This window comes from Pseudomonas sp. GL-R-19 (assembly GCF_019956375.1).
GTDB lineage: Bacteria > Pseudomonadota > Gammaproteobacteria > Pseudomonadales > Pseudomonadaceae > Aquipseudomonas.
Genome location: NZ_JAHBDJ010000066.1, coordinates 75,546 through 94,069, shown reverse-complemented (window position 1 = coordinate 94,069; position 18,524 = coordinate 75,546). Strand labels below are relative to the sequence as shown.

General features: G+C 60.6%; 19 protein-coding genes. 4 read left to right on the top strand and 15 right to left on the bottom strand.

The genetic code is table 11. From position 1 onward, the window contains the following. Positions 1-50: 50 nt before the first annotated feature. On the bottom strand, positions 51-833 hold the full coding sequence (locus KGA83_RS25845) for a class I SAM-dependent methyltransferase (RefSeq protein WP_007995774.1): 783 nt from the start codon (positions 831-833) through the stop codon (positions 51-53). Positions 834-926: 93 nt separating this feature from the next. Between KGA83_RS25845 and KGA83_RS25840 the strand changes: the two genes are divergently transcribed. Further along, complete coding sequence (locus KGA83_RS25840) at positions 927-1,547, top strand: energy transducer TonB (RefSeq protein WP_108216632.1); 621 nt, start codon at positions 927-929, stop codon at positions 1,545-1,547. 3 nt (positions 1,548-1,550) lie between these two features. On the opposite strand, the gene KGA83_RS25835 is transcribed toward KGA83_RS25840, so the two are convergent. The 6 genes from KGA83_RS25835 to ppc all read right to left on the bottom strand — a co-directional run bounded on the left by KGA83_RS25835 (position 1,551) and on the right by ppc (position 8,124). Then, a complete protein-coding gene (locus KGA83_RS25835) occupies positions 1,551-2,372 on the bottom strand; it encodes an isocitrate lyase/phosphoenolpyruvate mutase family protein (protein WP_108216631.1) in 822 nt (273 codons plus the stop codon). A gap of 33 nt (positions 2,373-2,405) precedes the next feature. After that, a complete protein-coding gene (locus KGA83_RS25830) occupies positions 2,406-3,266 on the bottom strand; it encodes a DUF72 domain-containing protein (protein ID WP_108216630.1) in 861 nt (286 codons plus the stop codon). Further along, positions 3,266-3,571 carry a hypothetical protein gene (locus KGA83_RS25825; protein ID WP_108216629.1) on the bottom strand — a complete coding sequence of 102 codons (306 nt, stop codon included), beginning with the start codon at positions 3,569-3,571 and terminating at the stop codon, positions 3,266-3,268. Before KGA83_RS25825 ends, KGA83_RS25830 begins: the two co-directional genes overlap by 1 nt. A gap of 217 nt (positions 3,572-3,788) precedes the next feature. Then, the gene (tsaB, locus tag KGA83_RS25820; protein WP_223531188.1) at positions 3,789-4,463 is read right to left on the bottom strand and encodes a tRNA (adenosine(37)-N6)-threonylcarbamoyltransferase complex dimerization subunit type 1 TsaB; all 675 of its coding nucleotides are present in this window, start codon (positions 4,461-4,463) and stop codon (positions 3,789-3,791) included. 94 nt (positions 4,464-4,557) lie between these two features. Continuing rightward, positions 4,558-5,205, bottom strand: a complete 648-nt coding sequence (gene adk, locus KGA83_RS25815; protein ID WP_108216627.1) for an adenylate kinase — start codon at positions 5,203-5,205, stop codon at positions 4,558-4,560. Positions 5,206-5,493: 288 nt separating this feature from the next. Beyond that, the gene (ppc, locus tag KGA83_RS25810; RefSeq protein WP_223531187.1) at positions 5,494-8,124 is read right to left on the bottom strand and encodes a phosphoenolpyruvate carboxylase; all 2,631 of its coding nucleotides are present in this window, start codon (positions 8,122-8,124) and stop codon (positions 5,494-5,496) included. Positions 8,125-8,325: 201 nt separating this feature from the next. On the opposite strand from ppc, the gene KGA83_RS25805 reads away from it, so the two are divergent. The 3 genes from KGA83_RS25805 to KGA83_RS25795 all read left to right on the top strand — a co-directional run bounded on the left by KGA83_RS25805 (position 8,326) and on the right by KGA83_RS25795 (position 10,302). Then, complete coding sequence (locus KGA83_RS25805) at positions 8,326-8,670, top strand: pilin assembly protein (RefSeq protein ID WP_223531186.1); 345 nt, start codon at positions 8,326-8,328, stop codon at positions 8,668-8,670. 374 nt (positions 8,671-9,044) lie between these two features. Beyond that, positions 9,045-9,458 (top strand): DUF4398 domain-containing protein, encoded by a 414-nt coding sequence (locus KGA83_RS25800; protein ID WP_108216625.1) that lies wholly within the window; start codon positions 9,045-9,047, stop codon positions 9,456-9,458. Positions 9,459-9,504: 46 nt separating this feature from the next. Continuing rightward, entirely contained in the window at positions 9,505-10,302 is a 798-nt protein-coding gene (locus tag KGA83_RS25795) for an OmpA family protein (RefSeq protein WP_223531185.1), read from the top strand. 139 nt (positions 10,303-10,441) lie between these two features. Here the strand turns inward: KGA83_RS25795 and KGA83_RS25790 are convergent, their stop codons facing one another. From KGA83_RS25790 to KGA83_RS25755, 8 genes are all read right to left on the bottom strand, one after another. Further along, positions 10,442-10,771: a hypothetical protein gene (locus tag KGA83_RS25790; RefSeq protein WP_007975029.1), complete on the bottom strand. Its 330-nt coding sequence runs from the start codon at positions 10,769-10,771 to the stop codon at positions 10,442-10,444. Then, positions 10,768-11,682: an alpha/beta hydrolase gene (locus KGA83_RS25785; RefSeq protein WP_108216623.1), complete on the bottom strand. Its 915-nt coding sequence runs from the start codon at positions 11,680-11,682 to the stop codon at positions 10,768-10,770. The genes KGA83_RS25790 and KGA83_RS25785 overlap by 4 nt, the downstream gene beginning before the upstream one ends. A gap of 147 nt (positions 11,683-11,829) precedes the next feature. Next, positions 11,830-13,107: a flavohemoglobin expression-modulating QEGLA motif protein gene (locus tag KGA83_RS25780; protein ID WP_108216622.1), complete on the bottom strand. Its 1,278-nt coding sequence runs from the start codon at positions 13,105-13,107 to the stop codon at positions 11,830-11,832. A gap of 32 nt (positions 13,108-13,139) precedes the next feature. Then, entirely contained in the window at positions 13,140-13,694 is a 555-nt protein-coding gene (locus KGA83_RS25775; protein ID WP_108216621.1) for a hypothetical protein, read from the bottom strand. Positions 13,695-13,738: 44 nt separating this feature from the next. Then, positions 13,739-14,455: a TetR/AcrR family transcriptional regulator gene (locus tag KGA83_RS25770; RefSeq protein WP_108216620.1), complete on the bottom strand. Its 717-nt coding sequence runs from the start codon at positions 14,453-14,455 to the stop codon at positions 13,739-13,741. A 99-nt stretch (positions 14,456-14,554) separates the two neighbouring features. Next, on the bottom strand, positions 14,555-16,057 hold the full coding sequence (gene lysS / locus KGA83_RS25765) for a lysine--tRNA ligase (protein WP_008019605.1): 1,503 nt from the start codon (positions 16,055-16,057) through the stop codon (positions 14,555-14,557). A 116-nt stretch (positions 16,058-16,173) separates the two neighbouring features. Continuing rightward, positions 16,174-17,269, bottom strand: a protein-coding gene (gene prfB, locus KGA83_RS25760; RefSeq protein WP_223531184.1) for a peptide chain release factor 2 whose coding sequence is annotated in 2 segments (ribosomal slippage) — positions 16,174-17,196 and positions 17,198-17,269 — 1,095 coding nt in all. Because the reading frame shifts where the segments join, the coding sequence is not laid out codon by codon here. A 207-nt stretch (positions 17,270-17,476) separates the two neighbouring features. Then, positions 17,477-18,478, bottom strand: a complete 1,002-nt coding sequence (locus KGA83_RS25755) for a PleD family two-component system response regulator (RefSeq protein WP_223531183.1) — start codon at positions 18,476-18,478, stop codon at positions 17,477-17,479. Between the last annotated feature and the right edge of the window lie 46 nt (positions 18,479-18,524).

Below are 18,524 nucleotides of genomic sequence, written 5' to 3'. Positions count from 1 at the left end.
CCGTAGATCCCTGTAGGAGCGAGCCTGCTCGCGATGGAGGCGACTCGGTCTCAGGGTTTGAGCGCCTTCTTCGGATAAATGTCATACCGACTGGACTTGCCATCCAGCGCATGGCTCGGCTTCGGCCCGTCGATGCACGGTGCCTTGCGCGGGCGCTTGACCACCACCCGGTGGCTGGCCAGGGCCAAGGCGGCTTCGAGCAATGCCGGCGCATCCGGGTCATCGCCCACCAATGGCCGGAACAGGCGCATTTCCTTCTTCACCAGCGCAGTTTTCTCACGATGCGGGAACATCGGGTCGAGATAGATCACCTGCGGCGGCTCGCCTTCCCAGTTGCGCATCACTTCGATCGAGTTGCCCTTGAGCAAGCGCATACGCGCCACGATCGGCGCCACATCGAAATCTTCCGCGCCACGGGCCAGGCCGTCTTCCAGCAAGGCGCCGATCAGCGGCTGACGCTCGATCAGGCTCATCTCGCAACCGAGACTGGCCAGCACGAACGCGTCTTTACCCAGCCCCGCCGTGGCATCCAGCACCCGCGGACGCACGCCTTGGGCGACGCCAACGGCCTTGGCGATCATCTGCCCGCTGCCGCCGCCGTACAGCCGGCGATGGGCCGCACCGCCCTCGACGAAGTCCACCCGCACCGGCCCCGGTGCATCCGGCCCCAGCTGTTGCAGCTGCAAGCCCTGGTCGCCCACCTGCAAGGCAAACTCGCCATCCGCCACTTGCATTGGCAAGCCCAGGCGCTCGGCCCATTGCTCGGCTTGTGGCTCGAAAGCCGCGTCCAGGGCCTGGACATGGATGCGGCAGGCCGCAGGTTGATCAATCATCGGAAAACACGCTCAAAAAATTAATGATCGGCAAAAACGGCCGATAACAAAACTATCGAGCATTTTGCCAGAGCTGAGCGTCGACCGAGAGAAATGTCAGACATTCAACCCACAATCACAGGTTTTATCTCGCCCTACGGCGACTACAACCTGCGAAACACCCAGGCACTGAGCGGCGTCAGCCACATCTGGCAGGATTTCTTTGCCCGGGCGCTGGCCGAACAGTCGGGTGAAGTGCTGCCGCAATCGCTGAACTTTCCACCGGTCGATCTCCAAAGTCCCGTCGAGCCGACCGTCGGCAGCGAGCTGCTGGAGCACATCGTGGCCCAGCGCGAATGCGAGGTGAAAGACAAGGTAATCCGCCCGCCCGAGCCACTGTTCCTGCCGATTGCCGAATTCGAAATGGACCTGGCCGACAAACCACGCCCACCGTTCCCGGCGGATGAAATCGTCGCCCAGCAAAAACAGCAGGACTTCGAAAGCGGCTGGGTTCGCCCGATCGTGCTGAAAGCCGGTCAACCGATATACGAAGCAGGCCCTGCCCCGCAACCGCGCCCGCTGCACTTGCCTATTGCCGAATTCGAACTCGACCTTCTCGACAAGCCGTTCCCGCCGTTCTCACCGCAAGAACGGGTGGAGCAGCAGAAACAGCTCGATTTCGATAATGGCTGGGCCCGCCCGATCATCTTGCAGAACCTGCGTATCGCCGCCTGATCCTCAGCCTTTAAAAAACTGATTGGCCTTCTGGTACGGCATCGACCGGGACGTGAAACCGAACGTACCTGACGTCTGGATCTCTTCGGCGGCGCGAAAGAATTCGCCATAGGCCGCCAGTGCGAGCGCCGAACCGACGCTGATGCGTTTGACGCCCATCTCACCCAACTGCGCGACCGTCAGCTTCAAGCCCCCCGACATCAACACATTCACCGGTTTCGGCGCCACGGCGCGCACCACCGCCAGCACATCCTCGGCGCTGCGCAGACCCGGTGCGTAGAGCACATCGGCACCGGCCTCGGCGAATGCCTGCAAGCGGCGGATGGTGTCGGCCAGATCGGGATTGCCGTGCAGGAAGTTTTCCGCCCGGGCAGTCAACGTAAAGTGGAACGGCAGACTGCGAGCGGCAGCCACAGCGGCCTCGATTCGCGCCACGGCATGTTCGAAACAGTAGATCGGGCCTTCTTCGCGGCCGGTGGCATCTTCGATTGAACCACCGACGGCTCCGGCCCCTGCTGCGCGCAAGATACTTTTCGCGCAGTCGGCCGGGTTGTCGGCAAAGCCGTTTTCCAGGTCCACGGCAACCGGCAGGTCGGTGGCGGCGACAATCGCCTTAACGTTCAGCAGGGTATCGTCGAGGGTCAATCCGCCATCGGCACGGCCCTGGGAAAAGGCATAACCGGCACTGGTGGTCGCCAGCGCCTCGAAGCCGAGGCTGGCGAGCATTTTCGCCGAGCCGGCATCCCACGGATTGGGAATCACAAAAGCCCCGGGGCGTTCATGAAGGGCTTTGAACGCTTGGGCTCGAAGGGTTTGCGCGTCCATTGGTCAGGCTCCTGAAGGGGGAAAGAATCCGCCTCAGAGCAGGCCAAGTTGCTCGATGGCGGGCTCTCTGTATAGCTCAGGTAGCGCCGGCAAGCCAGGCAAACGCAGCATCAGCCTGGCGTGAAAGCGCTGCGCCAGCTTCGCCGCCAGTACGTTGTCGGCGGTGTGCAGGAAGATGTACGGCGTGCGACCTTCTTCGATCCACACCGCGATCTTTTCGACCCACGGTTCCAGGAACGTATCGTTGGCCTCAAGCGTCGGATGGCCAATAAAACGCACCTGCGGGCATTGCGTGAATGCCGCCGGACGCGGTGGCACACGGGGTTTCTTCGATTGAGCGTGGAGCACCGAAGGTTCGGTCGAGGTGCAACTGAACAGCGCACGGGGATCGAGACAGATGCGTTCGACTCCACGATCCAGCAGCAGACGGTTGAGCATTCGCTCGCTGTCACCCTTGGCAAAAAACTCGTCATGCCGCACTTCCACGGCCAGCGGCCGCTGCAGGGCATCGATAAATCCGGCCAGTTCGGGCAATCGTTGGGGCGTGAAGCTTTTCGGCAGCTGCAACCACAGTGGCGACACCCGCTCACCGAGAGGGCTGAGCAATTGCACGAAGGTTTCGGCGTCGGTCAGCTGCTCGCGCAGGTCTCCACCGTGGCTGATCTCGCCGGGAAACTTGGCGGTGAAGCGAAAGTGCTCGGGCATGTTGTCGGCCCAACGCTGCACGGTGCTGGCAGCCGGGCTCGCGTAGAAAGTCGTGTTGCCTTCTACGGCATTGAATACCTGGGAATAGAGATCAAGAAAATTGGCGGGTTTGGCGTCCGGCGGATACAGGTAATCGCGCCAGGCGTTCTCGCTCCAGGACGGACAACCAAGGTAATACGGCAGCAACATCAGATGTACAGGTCGAGACCCAGCACATCCGCTTCCCAATCGACGAAACCGGCGGTGCTCAGGTAGCTGGCCAGGGCCATCGCCACGCTTTTGCTCATGGCACGGTGGTAAATCAGGTCTTGCTGACGGGCGGGGAGATTGCTCAGTTTTTGCGCAGAGGCTTTGGCAGCGCGGGCAGCCAATTGCTCTTCAGTCGGGAACTCCAGCTCGCCTTCGATATCAATGGCGTCATCTTCCAGCACGCGGCCTTGGCGAGGTTTGCGCTTGATGGGGTAGGACTGAGAGGAGGCGCCGTCTATACGCATGCGTGCATACTCGGAATCAGTGATGGCAGTTTAGTGGCGCATTTCCCACATCGCAAACCGCCGAGTGATAACTAGAACACATAAAAGGCAAAAGGTTTAAAAGCCGAGGCTAAAAATGACGATTGGTGGTGCCTGGAAAAAATCGCAGCCTGCGGCAGCGCCTACAGGGAAATGCGAGCGTCTGTAGGAGCTGCCGCAGGCTGCGATCTGTTAAGGCTTAACGCGCCTTGGGCGTCGCCACTTTATCGCGCAGATAAACCGGCTGCGCCTCATCAGCCACGATCGCCTCGCCGCGCTCCCAGGAAAATCGCGCCAGGGTCAGCAGGTCTTCGGCGTGGGGCAACATGCCCGCGTCCTGCCCGCTCAGGCTGACAGCGATACGCTCGGCATATCCCCAACCAGTGCCCGCGCCGAACCATTCGCCGCTGGCATCGGCCGGCAATGCAGCAGACTCCGGCGACAGTACCGCTTCAGCACCCACCAGGCGCATCTCCCCGGCCGTTTCGCGGTAGCAACCCCAATACACTTCATCCATGCGTGCATCGATGGCAGCAGCCACCTGGCTGGCGCCGTGTTCGCGCAACGCACGTTGCGCCAGCACGGCCAGGTTCGACACCGGCAACACCGGGCGATCCAGGGCAAACGCCAGGCCTTGCACCACGCCGATGGCGATGCGTACGCCCGTGAAGGCGCCCGGGCCACGGCCAAACGCGATGGCATCGACCGCTTGCAGTGTGGTCCCGGCATCGGCCAGTAACTGCTGGATCATCGGCAACAGCTTCTGCGCGTGCAGGCGCGGGATCACCTCGTAATGGCTCGTGACCTTGCCGTCATGCAGCAAGGCAACGGAGCAAGCTTCAGTCGCGGTGTCCAGGGCCAGCAAGGTGCTCATCGATGTTTCCGTAAAAGAGGTCAGAAAAAAGTGCGTCAGTATAAACAACTACGGCCCGCAAGCGGGCCGTGGATGATGCAGCGGATCAGGTTTTTCAGCTCAGGGCTGCAAGCACCTTGGCGGTGATCGCTTCAACCGAACCGACGCCTTCGATATGGCTGTACTGCGGCTTGCCATTGGCAGCCGCCAGCTTCTGGTAGAAATCCACCAGCGGCTTGGTCTGGGAGTGGTAGACCGACAGGCGATGACGCACGGTTTCTTCGGTGTCGTCCTTGCGCTGTACCAGCTCTTCACCGGTGACGTCGTCTTTGCCAGCCACTTTCGGCGGGTTGTAGACGATGTGGTACACGCGGCCGCTGGCCTCGTGAACACGGCGACCGGCGATACGCTGGACGATTTCTTCGTCTTCGACGGCGATTTCAACCACTGCATCCAGCTCGACGCCGGCCGTCACCAGGGCTTCAGCCTGGGGAATGGTGCGCGGGAAGCCGTCGAACAGGAAACCGTTGGCGCAGTCGGACTGGGCGATGCGGTCCTTGACCAGTGCGATGATCAGGTCATCGGACACCAGGCCACCGGCATCCATGATGCTTTTAGCCTTGATGCCCAACTCGGTGCCGGCCTTGACCGCTGCACGCAGCATGTCGCCGGTGGAGATTTGTGGAATGCCGAATTTTTCGGTGATGAACTTAGCCTGAGTACCTTTACCGGCCCCGGGAGCTCCCAGCAGAATGACGCGCATCGATGTGCTCCTCAATTTTTTATATGGATAACGTCAGATTCGCCTCATTGGGCCAATCTCAAAAATAGGGTCGTGACCGCCCAAACGGCCAAAGGCTGCTCAAGATACACAGCAGGGTGCGCCCACACAAGACGCCAAAAGTCGGAGAAACCGCTGCCTCTTGCGACCATTGCGCGCGGTTTGCCAAGTCGCAACCCCATCATTAACTGTCGCCTGACAGCACTTTTCAACCCGTCATACGGCGGCATCCGGCTCACCTGCCGAATGCCTGACCCCACGGCAAAAATCTTAGCCGGTGTTACGCAAACCGGCGGCAATCCCCGCCACAGACACCAGCAAAGCCTGTTCTACCGGGCTGCCCTGCGCCACGTCCTGCACTCTTGAACGGGCCAGCAACTCGGCCTGCAATAGATGAAGCGGGTCGAGGTAAGTGTTGCGCAAGCGGATGAACTCAAGGGTCGCCGGGCTATGTGCCAGCAGCTGCGACTGCCCGGTCAGGCCGAGAACGATGGTGCACGCCTGCGACAATAGGTCGCGTAAATGCGCACCCAATGGCAACAGATTCGGCTCCACCAGACGCTCATCGTAGGACTGGGCAATGTCGGCATCTGCCTTGGCCAGGACCATTTCCAGCATGTCGATGCGGGTGCGGAAGAACGGCCACTGCTCACGCATCTGCCCCAGCAGTTCGCCTTCGCCGCGCTCCAGGGCCTTGCTCAGGGCCGCTTCCCAACCCAGCCAGGCCGGCAGCATCAGGCGCGTTTGGGTCCAGCCGAAAATCCACGGAATCGCCCGCAGGCTTTCGATCCCCCCGGCGCGACGCTTGGCCGGACGACTGCCCAGTGGCAAACGACCGAGCTCCTGTTCCGGCGTGGACTGGCGGAAATACTCCACGAACTGCGGATTTTCCCGCACCACGGCGCGGTAAGCGCTGACACCGTCTGCGGCCAGTTCGTCCATCAGATGGCGCCACTCGGGCGTAGGTGGCGGCGGAGGCAGCAAGGTCGCCTCGAGCACGGCGGCCAGGTACAGGTTGAGGTTCTGTTCGGCGATGTCCGGCAGGCCGAATTTGAATCGAATCATTTCGCCCTGTTCAGTGGTGCGGAAACGACCCGCCACCGAACCCGGTGGCTGCGACAGGATCGCCGCGTGGGCCGGGCCGCCGCCTCGCCCCACGGTGCCGCCACGACCGTGGAACAACAGCAGTTCCACTTGCTGCGCACGACAGATGTCCACCAAACGCTCCTGTGCCCGGTACTGCGCCCAGGCCGCCGCCGTGGTGCCGGCGTCCTTGGCCGAGTCGGAGTAGCCGATCATCACTTCCTGCGGCCCTTGCAGGCGCGCGCGATAGCCCGGCAACAGCAGCAGCTTTTCGATCACCGGGCCGGCATTGTCGAGGTCGGCGAGAGTTTCAAACAGCGGCACCACGCGCATCGGCCGCAACACGCCGGACTCTTTGAGCAACAACTGCACGGCGAGTACATCGGAAGCCGCACCGGCCATGGAAATCACATAGGAACCGAGGGATGCCTCAGGCGCAGCGGCGATTTCCCGGCAGGTCGCCAGCACCTCGGCGGTGTCTGCCGAAGGCTTGAAGTACGCCGACAACAAGGGACGACGATTGCTCAATTCGCGCATCAGAAAGGCGATGCGCTCTTCCTCGCTCCAGTCCTCGTAGCTTCCCAGGCCAAGGTAGTCGGTGATTTCGGTCATCGCCGCGGTGTGCCGTGACGAGTCCTGGCGCACATCCAGACGAACAAGGAACAGTCCGAACGTCACGGCCCGACGCAGGCAATCGAGCAACGGCCCGTCGGCGATCACGCCCATGCCGCACTCGTGCAAAGAGTGGTAGCAAAGTTCCAGCGGATCGAGCAGTTCGCGGTTGTTTTGCAGCACTTCGGCCGGTGCCGGCGTTGGCGTCGACAAGGCGGCGTGTGCCCAGTTGCGCGTCGCCCGCAGACGTTCGCGTAGCTGTTTGAGCACGGCCCGGTAAGGTTCGGCGCTGTCACCGGCCTTGGCCCTCAATTCATCGTTGGCCTGCTGCATCGATAGTTCAGCGGCGAGGCGATCGACATCCCGAAGGTACAAATCGGCCGCCATCCAGCGCGCCAACAGTAAAACCTCACGGGTGACCGCAGCGGTCACGTTGGGGTTGCCGTCGCGGTCGCCGCCCATCCACGAGGCGAAACGAATCGGTGCCGCCTCCAGTGGCAAGTGCAAGCCGGTGGCGGTGTGCAGGGCCTGATCGGCCTTGCGCAGATAATTGGGAATGGCCTGCCACAGTGAATGCTCGATCACCGCGAAGCCCCACTTGGCTTCATCCACCGGCGTCGGACGCGTGCGGCGAATTTCTTCGGTGTGCCAGGCTTCGGCGATCAGACGCTGCAAGGTGGTCTTGATCTGCTCGCGCTCGGCACTGGTCAGGTCACGGTGATCCTGAGCCGCCAGTTGCGCGGCGATGGCGTCGTACTTCTGGATCAGCGTGCGGCGTGCTACTTCGGTGGGATGCGCGGTGAGTACCAGCTCGATCTCCAGCCGGCCCAGTTGCCGGGCCAGCGCGTCGGCGCCATGCCCCTCGGCGCGCAGGCGCGCAAGCAACTCCGGCAGCACCCGGGCTTCGAACGGCGCCTCCTGGGATTCCTCGCGGCGGTGAATCAACTGATATTGCTCGGCGATATTGGCCAGGTTGAGAAACTGGTTGAACGCCCGCGCCACCGGCAGCAACTCGTCTTCGGTCAACTGGTTGAGGCTGGCACTGAGTTCGGCGTCCATGGAGCCGCGCCGGTCAGCCTTGGCGCCCTTGCGGATCTGCTCGATCTTGTCGAGAAAACCATCGCCATATTGCTCACGAATGGTGTTGCCCAACAGCTCACCCAGCAGGTGAACGTCCTCGCGCAAGCGTGCATCAATATCGGTCATCAGCAGGTCTCCAGCAAAAAATCCGGGCGGCTAGGAACCTAGAGAGTGCCGCCCCAGACGGGTTCTTACAAGCAAGACGACGAAGGGCCTTTAAACCTTGCCTGTTGAAGCTAGTCTGAAGATAAGCCGCACAATGGCTGTCGCCGGCCAATGCCGGACACTCACCCTGCCTGCCACGAGCGGGAGCGCAATGAGGTCAATATGAAAATCCGCGAGCTTGCCCACCACTGGGAAGAAAACGCCAAGGGTCGCCTGACCGACACCGGCTACTCGATTCATCTGGACCTGGAGTCTGCCGCACGGCTGGCCGCGCTCGTCGAGATGTACCCCAAGCGGCATCCCGAAGAACTGCTCGGCGACCTGATCGGTGCCGCGCTGGAAGAGCTGGAAAGAAGCTTCCCGTATGTCAAAGGTTCGACCGTGGTCGCCACCGATGAAGAAGGCGATCCGCTGTACGAAGACATCGGGCCGACCCCGCGCTTTCTGGCGCTGTCCCGTCGGCATTTGCACGATTTGTCGATGCCTGACGACAAACAGAAACACTGATTTTCCGTAGAACCTGTGGGAGCGGGCCTGCTCGCGAAGGCGTTTTGTCAGTTGGAATGAATGTTGACTGACACGACGCTTTTGCGAGCAGGCTCGCTCCCACATTGACCTGTATTTCCCTTCAAAAACCACGCCTCATCGGACCGACCAAAGGCCTGAAAACACGGCTGTGCATGGCGCAAATCCCCGTCCCAGAGCCCGGTCGATTCGATCATGGCTATTTTCAATAGCTGACTAAATTCTCTGAACTTTCAAAAAAAGCCTCGGGTCAACCCAAGTAACCACGCCTGGGACGAGTGTTTCGAAACGCCCCTCAATTGATGGTTTCAGCGCATGCCCAGGGTGGACTTCGACGTTTTTCAGGAATTGGCCCAATGGAGTTGAAGACCATGAAAACCCGAACCAGCACGTCCTCATTTACCTGTTCGCAAAACCTCAGACTGGCGGCGTTGGCCCTGGGCAGCTGCCTGGTCCTGGCCGGCTGCGCCGGTAACCCGCCGACCGAGCAGTACGCAGTCACCCAATCGGCCGTCAACGATGCCGTGAGCGCCGGCGGCACCGAGTTCGCCGCCGTGGAAATGAAGTCGGCCCAGGACAAGCTCAAGCAAGCCGAAATCGCCATGCACGACAAGAAATACGACCAGGCGCGGATGCTCGCTGAACAGGCCGAGTGGGACGCTCGCGTGGCCGAGCGCAAGGCCCAGGCGATGAAGGCCGAACAATCAGTGAAGGACGCGCAGAAAGGCGTCCAGGAATTGCGTCAGGAAAGCCAGCGCAGCGTTCAGTAAGCGGCGCGGCACCCCCGCATTCCCACTCGACTAAAAGGACGAAATCATGAAACCTGATCAATTGATGATCCCTGCCCTGCTGGCTGTCACCGTCGCCCTGACAGCCTGCTCCACACCACCCAACGCCAACCTCGAACAGGCCCGCAGCAACTACACCGGCCTGCAAACCGATCCGCAAGCGGCCAAGGTTGCGGCCCTGGAAACCAAGGAGGCCAGCGATTACCTGGACATGGCCGATAAGGCCTACATGGACAAGGAGGACGCGGCCAAGGTCGACCAGCTTGCCTATTTGACCAATCAACGCGTCGAAGTGGCCAAGCAGACCATCGCCCTGCGCACCGCCGAGGCCAGTCTGAAAGATGCCTCGGCGCAACGGGCTCAGGCCCGCCTCGACGCCCGTGATCAGCAGATAAAACAGTTGAAGGACAGCCTCAACGCCAGGCAGACCGATCGCGGGACGCTGGTGACCTTCGGGGATGTGCTGTTCGCCACCGACAAGGCCGAGCTGAAAGCCAACGGCCTGGCGAACATCAATAAACTGGCGCAGTACCTCCAGGAAAACCCCGAGCGCAAAGTGATCGTCGAGGGCTATACCGACAGCACCGGTACGGCGTCGCACAATCAGTCGCTGTCGGAGCGTCGCGCGGGTTCCGTACGTGCTGCACTGGTGAAGATGGGCGTTGATCCGGCGCGTATCGTCACCCAGGGTTACGGCAAGGAGTATCCGGTGGCAGATAACAGCAGCACCTCGGGCCGGGCGATGAACCGCCGGGTGGAGGTGACCATTTCCAATGACAATCAGCCGGTGATGCCGCGTTCGGCCATCAGTGCCAACACGCAATAAGTCGACATCACACAAAAACCTGTGGGAGCCAGCCTGCTAGCGATAGCGGTGTGTCAGTCAACATCAATGTTGAATGCACAATCGCTATCGCCAGCAGGCTGGCTCCCACATTGGTTCTGTGTTGCCTGCGAAAATTGAGTTACGGCTCCAGCTTCTGCGGGGTTTCCTGCCCCATGCAGCGCACGGCTTTTTTCTTGCTGTCGACCAGCACGCCGGTCAGGCCTTTCTGTTCCATGTCGAACAGCACCAGCACGCCATCGATGCACTGCGCGACTTGCGCGGCCGGTTCCAGAGAGACTTTGTAGTCTTCGCCCGGAATGGTCTTGAGCATGGTGAATTCGTTGAGCAGCAACGCATCCTCGGGCTTGGCGAAGTGCAGGTAGCCGTACCACCACAGGGCACCGACGGTGCCGAGGATGCTGCAGATACCGGTGATGATCAGCGGGATGGCGTTACGTTCTTCACTCATTGCGGACTCTCTGGTGGTTCATCTTCGGAATTCGGGGGTGCCGGGTAATTGGGGATTTCACCCAGGCGGCGCAGGCCGTTGAAATGCTGCGGGTCATCGAGAAAACGCAGCATGACTTTACGCCAGACCGGGTTGGCGAACGTCTGCACATGACCGCCACGGGTCAGTTGCAGCACCCGCGGCGGCGGCGCAGCTTGATACAACCGGATGCCATTGGAAAGTGGCACGATCGGATCGTCGATGCTGTGGTAGAGCAGTTTCGGCACATCCTTGAGTTGCGCCATGGAGTTGATCGCGCTGTCACCATCCGGTACCAGCCAGGACAACGGCACCTGGAATGGCCAGGTCAACCACGAGTTGCTCAGGGCAAACCGGCCCACGCTGCGGTAACTGGCGGGGGCACCATCGAGGACGATGGCCTTGAGTTGTTTCTGCCGTTGCGGGTGCTGCACCAGGTAATGCACGGCCATCGAGCCACCAAGGCTCTGGCCGAGCAGGATCAACGGCTTGCCCTTGACCTCCGGCGCCTTGTCCAGCCAGGCGAATGCGGCGTCGATGTCCTGATACATCGCCGGCAGGCTTGGCTCACCTTCGGACAAGCCATATCCGCGATAGTCCACAAGCAACACCTGGTAACCATTTTTCGGCAACCAAAAGCTCCCGCCGAGGTGCATGGGCAGGTTTCCGCCGTTGCCGTGCAGGTGCAGCACCGTGCCTTTGACCTCGACACCCTTCTTCGCCGGCAGCCACCAGGCGTTCAGCTTGAGGCCATCGGCGGTGATCAGGGTGACGGTGCGGTATTCAAGCCCGGCCTTTTCCGGAGTGAACAACTGGCCGGGTTCGGGGTAGAACAGCAGTGAACTGCAGCCGTTCAAGACCAGGAGAAGGCAGAGGATGCCGAGGGTTCTCATCCGGTGAAACCTCGCAGTATGGAGTTGAAACACGGAGCTCATGTAGGAGCGAGCCTGCTCGCGATGGCGGCGTATCAGACAACATAATTGTTGAATGTTAGTTCGCTATCGCGAGCAGGCTCGCTCCTACAATGGTCCGCGTCATCGTTACAGGATGTTGGAGTAATCCGCCTCGATCCGGTCCAGGCTCAGGTGGTTGAGGAAGTTGGAGAAGCACATCCACGCCGATAGTGCGTTCATGTCGCGGAACTGTTCCGGCAGGTACTTGGGCGGCACTACCAGGCCTTCGTCCACCAACTGGCGCAAGGTGCGCATGTCTTCCAGCGTGGTCTTGCCGCAGAACAACAGCGGTATCTGCTCCAGCTTGCCTTTGCGCACGGCCAGTTGAATGTAGTTGTAAATCATGATGAAGCCCTTGAGGTAGGACAAGTCTTTGGTAAATGGCAGACCTGTCGGCACCGAGCCGCGGAACACGCGACTGGCGTTGCTGTAGCTCTCGGGCATTTCGAAACCTTGCTCGCGGAAGAACTCGAACACCTGCAGGAAGTCCGCGCCCTCCTCCACCATGTGAATCGCACGGGTGCGGTTGGTGAGTTTGCGCAGGCGACTCGGGTACGAGGCGAAAGTGATGATTTCCATCAGGATCGCCAGGCCTTCCTGGGTCACCGTCGACGAGGGCGGTCCCTTGGAGAGGAAGGTGCAGATCGGCTGGTTCAGGCCGTTGAGCGTAGTGCCGACGTGCACCAGCCCTTCGTGGACTTCCAGTGCACGCACATCGCGGTCGTTGAACATCGCGTCGGCGCGGATCTTGATGTAGTCGGCGCCCGCCGCCGCATCGGCGACGATGCCGTCGGACTCGAACACCCGGATGGTTTCCTCGGCCTCGCCAAACACCTTGTTCAAGCGATGCTGCAACAGGTCGACCGCATCCTTGGCAGTCAGCGTCTTCGGTTCATCCTTCAGATCGCCGCGGCCATCGATGTTATTCAGGTATTCGGACAGCATCATGCCCAGGTCGGACAGCGTCGGGTCGCCGGCGTGGAACGCGTCGGACGCGGCGCCGTACAACTCCTGGGAAATCAGGCCGAAATCCTCGGTGCCACGCGCTTCGAGCATGCGCACCACCATGCGGTATTCCTTGCACATGCGCCGCATGATCTGGCCGACCGGGTTGAACTGGCCGAGCTGGCGGGTGATGTCGCGCTCGATGTTCTGGAACTCCAGCTTCACTTTGCTGGAATCGAACGCCAGCGGCCGGTTGAGGTAGTAGTCGCGGTCCACCGCCGGCATTTCCTTGCCATCGGCCTTGAGGAAGCCCTTGCGAATGTTGTCGTCCCATTTGACCGCATCGAGGACGCGGATCGGCGTCTGCGCCAACACGATGCGATCGGACAAAATGCGTATCGACTGTTGGTAATCGTCCACGCGAAACTCCTGTAGAAACCCGTTGGTGCCGGTTATTTGGCTTTGGCCTGACGCTGATAGCGCACCGCTTCGACGAACACATCGGTATTGGCCGGGTCGTCGAGGTAGGCGGCGACTTGATCCATGTTGCTGTCGATCAATACGCCATCGCCGTCGTCGGTCTGCAAGCGTTCGCCGTTCAGGGCTTTTTGCTTCATGGCCTGGTTGATCTGGTCGAGGTCGAGGTTGTACACCACCAGCTCATGCTTGTCGGTCAGTTCAAACCCGCCAATGGTGAAATGCCCGCCGAATTGCGCCGGCACCTTCGCCGACAGATACCAGCGGTTGCCATGGCGCGACAGGGTGAACGGGTAGGCTTCACGTTCCCTGGGCCTGGCCCGGTAGTAGCTGACGGCCTGATAACGGTTGTCGCCGATGCGGGTCAGTTCGAGGTTGAGCGGCTCGCCCCAGGCATTGGTGCTGGTCCATTTGCCGAGTAATCCTTTGGGCGCGGGTTCGCTTGTGGGCAGCGGTTCCTTGAAGGTCACCAGACAGCCACCGAGCAGCAGGAACGACAAGGCGATCACAACGACACGCCAGGCTTTCATTCAAAACTCCCTATGAACACACCGCTGACCTACAGGGGATCGCGTCACACCGACGCCAGCACCAGGTGCATGTAGCGCGTCAGAATACCGAGCATTTCCTGTTCGGCGGCAGGCTCGTCTACATTGAGCAGCCCTTGATATTCCATCCGGCCGATAATCGCCGTCAACACCTTGGCATCCTGATGCGGCTCGCGCGAGCCCAGCACCTGGAACAGCTGGCAAGAGCCCTGCAACAGGATTTGCTGATGCGAGCGCACCAGCTCGGCCAGACGCGGGTTGAGCAATGCTTCCTGGCGAAACGCCTGCTCGGCCATCAAATGTTCACGGCGATTGACCAGTTGCCGATGAACGTAATCGGTCATCAGCCGGGCAATATCGTCCGCCAGTTTCGAACGCGCCTGCGGGCTACCATCGCCACTGGCGATCATGTCGCGCAGCAGGCCTTCGTTGTTCACCCACAGCTTGCCCATGTACGCCGCACTGCGTTCCACGTATTGGGCGAAGGTATCGGTGAGCAAGTCATCGATATCCTTGAAATAGTAAGTGGTCGCCGACAACGGCACTTGCGCCTCGGCGGCCACCGCGCGGTGTCGTACGGCGCGCACGCCATCGCGCACGACAATGCGCATGGCAGCATCCAGGATTTCCTGTCGTCGCTGCTCGCTGCCCTGTCGGCTGGCCTTGCGGCCCTGGTACTGAACACTTTCAGCGACCGCAGTGGCGACACCCGCTGCACCTTCTTGAGCTATTGCACGAATCACGACAGGTATTTCCTCTCAGATGAAAGTAACAAGTTGATACGTTTGTACCAGACAGGCAATAAAAAACCGCCTGAAAAGGCGGTTTTTTAATTGAAACACTTACGCTTGCGGCCGCATGTGCGGGAACAGGATCACGTCGCGGATCGATGGGGAGTTGGTCAGCAACATCACCAGACGGTCGATACCGATACCTTCACCCGCCGTTGGCGGCATGCCGTACTCCAGCGCACGAACGAAGTCGGCGTCGTAGTGCATGGCTTCGTCGTCGCCGGCGTCCTTGTCGGCCACCTGTGCCATGAAGCGCTCGGCCTGGTCTTCCGCGTCGTTCAACTCGGAGTAGGCGTTGGCGATTTCACGACCACCGATGAACAGCTCGAAACGGTCGGTGACGTTCGGGTTCTCGTCGTTACGACGGGCCAGCGGCGACACTTCGAACGGGTACTGGGTAATGAAGTGCGGCTGCTCCAGCTTGTGCTCGACCAGTTCTTCGAAAATCATCACTTGCAGCTTGCCCAGACCTTCGAAGCCCAGCACCTTGGCCCCGGCTTTCTTGGCGATGGCGCGAGCCTTGTCGATGTCGTTCAGGTCGTCAGCGGTCAGCTCAGGGTTGTACTTGAGGATCGAGTCGAACACCGACAGACGCACGAACGGCTCGCCGAAGTGGAACACCTTGTCGCCGTACGGCACGTCGGTGCTGCCCAGAACCAGCTGAGCCAGTTCGCGGAACAGTTCTTCGGTCAGGTCCATGTTGTCTTCGTAGTCGGCGTAGGCCTGGTAGAACTCCAACATGGTGAATTCAGGGTTGTGACGAGTCGAAACGCCTTCGTTACGGAAGTTGCGGTTGATCTCGAACACTTTCTCGAACCCGCCAACAACCAGGCGCTTGAGGTACAGCTCCGGCGCGATACGCAGGAACATGCCCATGTCCAGCGCATTGTGGTGGGTTTCGAACGGCTTGGCTGCCGCGCCGCCAGGAATGGTCTGCAGCATCGGCGTTTCCACTTCCAGGAAGTCACGCTTCATCAGGAAGCTGCGGATGTGGGCGATGACTTGCGAACGCACGCGGAACGTCTGGCGCACGTCTTCGTTGACGATCAGGTCTACGTAGCGCTGGCGATAGCGCTGTTCGGTGTCGGTCAGGCCGTGGTGCTTGTCCGGCAGCGGACGCAGGGATTTGGTCAGCAGGCGCACGCTGGTCATTTCAACGTACAGGTCGCCCTTGCCGGAACGGGCCAGGGTGCCTTCGGCTGCGATGATGTCGCCCATGTCCCAGGTTTTCACCGCGGCCAGGGTTTCTTCGGACAGGGTCTTGCGGTTGACGTAGACCTGGATTCGCCCGGTCATGTCCTGGATCACCATGAACGAGCCACGGTTGAGCATGATACGACCGGCAACCTTGACCGGGATCGCCGCTTCTGCCAGCTCTTCCTTGGTCTTGTCCGCGTACTGTTTCTGCAGTTGCTCGCAGTAGTTTTCGCGGCGGAAGTCGTTGGGGAAGGCATTGCCCTTGGCGCGCTCGGCAGCAAGCTTTTCCTTGCGCAGGGCGATCAGGGAGTTTTCTTCCTGTTGCAGGGCTTGCGGGTCGAGTTCTAGGTCGCTCATGTCTTTAAAAATTCCATCACAGGTTCGTTGCCCCCGGGCCCTTCGGCCCGGGAATCGCCAGCAGGGCTGGCTCCTACAGGGATCGAGTTGAATCAGCCGATCCTGTATTGCGTCTTTTACAGCCCTGATTTCAGGCTGGCTTCCAGGTATTCGTCGATGTCGCCATCGAGCACCTTGTCACAGTCGCTGCGTTCGATGTTGGTGCGCAGATCCTTGATCCGCGAGGCATCGAGCACGTACGAACGGATCTGGTGACCCCAGCCGATATCGGACTTGGTGTCTTCCAGCGCCTGGGACGCCGCGTTGCGTTTCTGTATTTCCTGCTCGTACAAGCGCGCCCGCAACATTTTCATCGCGGTGTCTTTGTTGGCGTGCTGGGAACGTTCGTTCTGGCAGCTGACCACGGTATTGGTCGGTACGTGGGTGATACGTACAGCCGAATCGGTGGTGTTTACGTGCTGACCACCGGCACCGGAGGAGCGATAGGTGTCGATCCGCAGGTCTGCCGGGTTGATTTCGATTTCCACCTTGTCATCGATCTCTGGGGAAACGAACACCGCAGAGAAAGATGTGTGGCGACGGTTGCCGGAGTCGAACGGGCTCTTGCGCACCAGACGGTGCACGCCGATCTCGGTCCGCAACCAGCCAAACGCGTATTCGCCCTTGATGTGCACGGCCGCGCCCTTGATCCCGGCGACTTCACCGGCCGACAGCTCCATGATGGTCGCGTCGAAACCGCGCTTGTCGGCCCAGCGCAGGTACATGCGCAGCAGGATGTTGGCCCAGTCCTGGGCTTCGGTGCCGCCGGAACCGGCCTGGATGTCCAGGTAGGCGTTGTTCGGATCCATTTCATGGCTGAACATGCGGCGGAATTCAAGCTTGGCGAGGTTTTCCTCGAGACGGGCCAGCTCGGCGACGACATCGCCCACTGCGCCTTCGTCGTTCTCTTCAACGGCCATGTCCAGCAGGTCACGGCAATCGGCCAGACCGGTGTTCAATTCGTCCAGGGTATCGACGATCTGCGCCAGCGCAGCGCGCTCGCGGCCCAGTTCCTGGGCGTATTCAGGTTTGTTCCAGACAGCCGGATCTTCAAGCTCGCGATTGACTTCGGTCAGACGCTCATGCTTTTGATCGTAGTCAAAGATACCCCCGAATAGTTTCGGAGCGCTCGGACAGGTCCTTGATGGTGTTCAGGATCGGGTTGATTTCCATGACGGGCAGCACTCGTTGGCGAACTTTTGAAAGCCGGCGAGTATACCGGGAAACGGTCGGCAACGGCAGTCCGCTTGGCTGAAAAGGCACGTCCTGTAGGAGCGAGCCCTGCTCGCGATGGTCGTTAACGATGACGCGTAAAACCAGATGCCCGGCGGCGCCTTTGGTTTTTTCGCGAGCAGGCTCGCTCCTACAGGGGGATACGGTTTATTCGACCCCCACCTGATTACGCCCATTGTTCTTCGCCGAATACAGCCCCTTGTCCGCCGCCAGGATCAGGTCGCGGCAATTGCTGCCCGCTTTCGGCGTGATGGTCGACAGGCCGATGCTGATGGTCAGGCTCGAACCTTCGGTGGGTGAGTTATGCGGGATCTTCAGGGCAGCCACGGTCATGCGCAGCTTTTCCGCCACCAGCCGTGCACCGCCCTGGGAGGTGTTGGGCAGCACCAGGGCGAACTCTTCGCCGCCGTAGCGGGCCGGCAGGTCCGAAGGCCGGGCACTGGCGTCCTTGATCGCCGCGGCGACCTTGCGCAGGGCTTCATCGCCTTCCAGGTGGCCGAAGCTGTCGTTATAAGCCTTGAAGTAATCCACATCGATCATCAGCAACGACAACTGGCTCTGCTCACGCAGCGAACGGCGCCATTCCAGTTCCATGTATTCATCGAAATGCCGACGGTTCGACAACCCGGTCAGGCCATCGGAGTTCATCAGGCGTTGCAGCACCAGGTTGGTGTCGAGCAGTTGCTGCTGGCTGACCCGCAACGCGCGGTACGCCGCGTCCCGTTGCAGCAGGGTCATGTAGGAGCGCGAGTGATAGCGGATGCGCGCAACCAGCTCGATGTTGTCCGGCAGCTTGACCAGGTAATCGTTGGCCCCGGCCGCGAAAGCCGCGCTCTTGATCAACGGGTCTTCCTTGGTCGACAGGACGATGATCGGAATGTCCTTGGTCGCCGGGTGATTGCGGTATTCACGTACCAGGCTCAGACCGTCCAGCCCCGGCATCACCAGGTCTTGAAGAATCACCGTCGGCTTGATGCGCACCGCGTGGGCGATGGCCTGGTGCGGGTCGGCGCAGAAGTGGAAATCGATATTCTCTTCGTTCGCCAAACCGCGGCGCACGGCTTCGCCGATCATGGCCTGATCGTCCACCAGCAACACCATGGCGGCGTTTTCGTCGGTCTTGAAGTCGTCGAGCTGTAATTCAGTCATGTGCGGTCACCTGAGTACTACCTGAGCCAGGAATGAGGGCAAAAGT